Origin of the sequence: Bacillus sp. GbtcB14, assembly GCF_019091205.1 — a bacterium.
Taxonomy (GTDB): Bacteria; Bacillota; Bacilli; order Bacillales; family Bacillaceae_G; genus Bacillus_A; species Bacillus_A cereus_AG.
In genome coordinates, this window is sequence record NZ_JAGXJT010000048.1 from 1 (window position 1) to 1,608 (window position 1,608).

Below are 1,608 nucleotides of genomic sequence, written 5' to 3' on the forward strand. Positions count from 1 at the left end.
TGGTAGTTGGGACCTTGTCCCTGTGAGAGTAGGACGTCGCCAAGCAAAAAACTAAGTCGATTCGACTTAGTTTTTTTGTGTTTATTTTTATGTATCATCTGTTAAAATCCATAAATTTAGTAATCTTAAAGATGAAATAGGGATTGTCTAAATTAAAATTTGAGCGATAATGCCGTAAAAGGTGATAAAGTAATACATTTAAATGTTAGTGTAAGGTAAGAATTACCTTTTTATGTTAACTAATTTGTAGAATGACTAAAAAATTTTGCTCTTTATATGAAAGCGTTATGTGAAAAATAACTATTCAGCTGTTTTTCACATAACGTTTTTTCATTTTTAAAGGATTTCACATAAGAAAAAATCTATAATTAAGATAGTTAACATATATTTTTTGATGGGTGTGGGGGATTATGAAAGAAATATGCATGTTATTAGTGGCTGTTATATTATGGGGGACAGCTATTGCGCCAACAAAGTGGGCATTAGAATCTATTCAGCCATTTACTTTGTTATTTATTCGTCTTTTCTTAGCTGGTGGAATCTGTTTACTATTCTCATTTAAACAATTAAAAAGATCAGTTGTACATAAACAAGTCCCGTGGAAAAGAATGAGTTTACTATCTTTTGCTGGTGTAGCTGGGTACTTTATGTTCACATCCTACGGTATTTCTTTAACAAGTGGATTGCATGTTAGTATTATTGATGCTGCTTTACCTTTAGTTACGATTCTTTTTTCAGCGTTCTTTTTGAAAGAAAAAATTCAGCTTAATTATTGGATCGGTATTGTACTCGGGGCTGCCGGAGTACTTCTTATTACAATTCCATCTAGTAATGTCGACCAAGAAGTATCTTTAATAGGAGATATCCTTATTTTATTAAGTACGTTCTTATTTGCTTTCTATACAGTATTGCTGAAACGTCCAAAACAAGAACAGTATCTATCAAACAAGGTTTTTACAACATTAACTTTAATTATTGGAGCTGTTATTCTATTACCATTTGCAATGGCAGAAACTTTTTACTATGGTTTTCCAAAAATCGAAACATGGAAGACAGGGTTTAGTGTAATATATCTTGTTATTGGGGCAACAATTTTAGCGTATTGGTTTTGGAATAGAGCATTAGAGACAGTCTCGGCATCAGTAAGTGGATTATATTTAAATGCGTTACCGTTAATAAGTATCGCTGCTTCAATTGTTCTATTAAATGAATCTTTGACGTGGAGAATAGGAATAGGTGGTAGCTTAGTTTTATTTGGAGTGATATGGGCGGATAAACGTAAATTAATTGATTTATTTATATCAGGCGAGCGAAATGTTAAAGGGAATGAAGAATGTTAAAGTTTATAAGAGTATGTATATAGTGTTTAATGAAAAGGACGCCTTGTATGTAATAGGATGTCCTTTTCATTATTTTCATTGAATTAGAGGAATTAAATAACTGAAACTCATATAGAAAATACCTTTGGAATTTTTTTTATTATTAATTGAATAAAAGGTGTTGACGATTAGGCTATAGAGGTGTAATATAAAACAAGTCGCCGATGCAATAACGCAGAACGCGGCAAACAAAATGAAAAACTTAGTTGACATTAACTAACGAAGATGT

General features: G+C 31.5%; 1 protein-coding gene. It reads left to right on the plus strand.

Features of this window, described 5'->3' with window-relative positions:
- The first annotated feature begins 410 nt into the window (after positions 1 to 410).
- Positions 411 to 1,340 carry a DMT family transporter gene (locus KVT31_RS29295; RefSeq protein ID WP_088094908.1) on the plus strand — a complete coding sequence of 310 codons (930 nt, stop codon included), beginning with the start codon at positions 411 to 413 and terminating at the stop codon, positions 1,338 to 1,340.
- The last annotated feature ends 268 nt before the right edge of the window (positions 1,341 to 1,608 follow it).